Origin of the sequence: Halorubrum sp. SP3, from assembly GCF_005435195.1 — an archaeon.
Classification (GTDB): domain Archaea; phylum Halobacteriota; class Halobacteria; order Halobacteriales; family Haloferacaceae; genus Halorubrum; species Halorubrum sodomense.
Map to the genome: position 1 here is coordinate 1 of NZ_SGTU01000110.1, position 1204 is coordinate 1204.

1 protein-coding gene is annotated in these 1204 nt (G+C 46.7%); it reads right to left on the reverse strand.

Features of this window, described 5'->3' with window-relative positions:
- Positions 1-1024 (reverse strand): P-loop NTPase fold protein (locus tag EXE42_RS15690; protein ID WP_241988413.1); only part of this gene is annotated, 1024 nt, incomplete at its 3' end.
- Positions 1025-1204: the final 180 nt, after the last annotated feature.

The window sequence follows — 1204 nt, forward strand, 5'->3', positions numbered from 1 at the left end:
GGCTCGGAACTTGGAACGATATTTCTATGAATTTTTGTAGGTAATTATTCCCATACGAGATATCGGGATTTTGCTGCCCCGCCACGCTATCCGGCTCCCCTTTTTGATCCCTCGTCGAATGTTGATGCTTCTTAGCCACGCTTGCCGCAACTTTATTTCTGTCCATGGCTATAATAAAAAATATCGACGTCTCGACAGAGATGAGCGAATTTATTCCCTCCATTAGCTCCGCTGCCTTTTGGTTCTCACAGCGGTCCAGATCGTCAATAAATACGAATACAGGCTGATCTCCTGTATACACATCAACAATATTCTCAAAATCACTATGAAAACTCTCGATGAACGGGATTCGGTTTGAATAATCCGGCGAGTCCACGTGCTGTGAGATTCCTTTCCGGATTCCCGCGCGAAGTTCGTTCCTTATACGAATCCAGATCGAGACAATTCCCGTTAAAAACAGGAGAAGACTCCCGGAGTACACGACCGTATCTAATACGTTCGATAGGACCGAATCCCGAACGAAACCCAATGACCGGGACAGTTCTAAGCCAAACGAAATAAAGAGTAGCGGGACAGCGATAGTTATGAGGAGAGCAAAGAGTCCGACTAAGACATTTTGGACGATTGATATCCAACTGCTGTTCCAGTCAGTACGTCTGAGATACAACTTGATGTGGCCCTTCCAGCGCTGTATAATGGGTAATTGGTGAGTTAGTTGTTCGAAGAATTGAATGGCAAAGACCGCCCATAGTTGCTCTTCTTTGTCGTGTTGCCACGGGTTGAATTGGACCGTGAAATCGCCCTCATCTCTGAGAGCGTCTTCCAGTTGAAGTAGAAATGATGACTTGCCTGATCCCCAATCTCCCTCAACGGAGATCGTGAGTGGTGGTTGTGTGTCGTCGTGTGTGAGGAACTTTTTTACAGCATTCACATATGATCCAAAGCCAAGATCGTCTTCTGCGGTAGGTAGATCTGGATTACCATAGTATTCGTTGTGGCTTTTCTCTCCCTCAGATTCGCTCATGCTTGTAGAAGGTATATGTAGGTAATCAAAAATTCTATCCCCCACGATCGGCGCATGGAGTGTTATTTGAGATGTTGTCAAGTGATGTCAGAAGATATTCGCCTGGTCGTACACCGAGATGCCGGTGTCCGTGATGTCGTAGGGCTTCGTCTCGCGGGAGTGGTTCGCGTCGCGGATCTT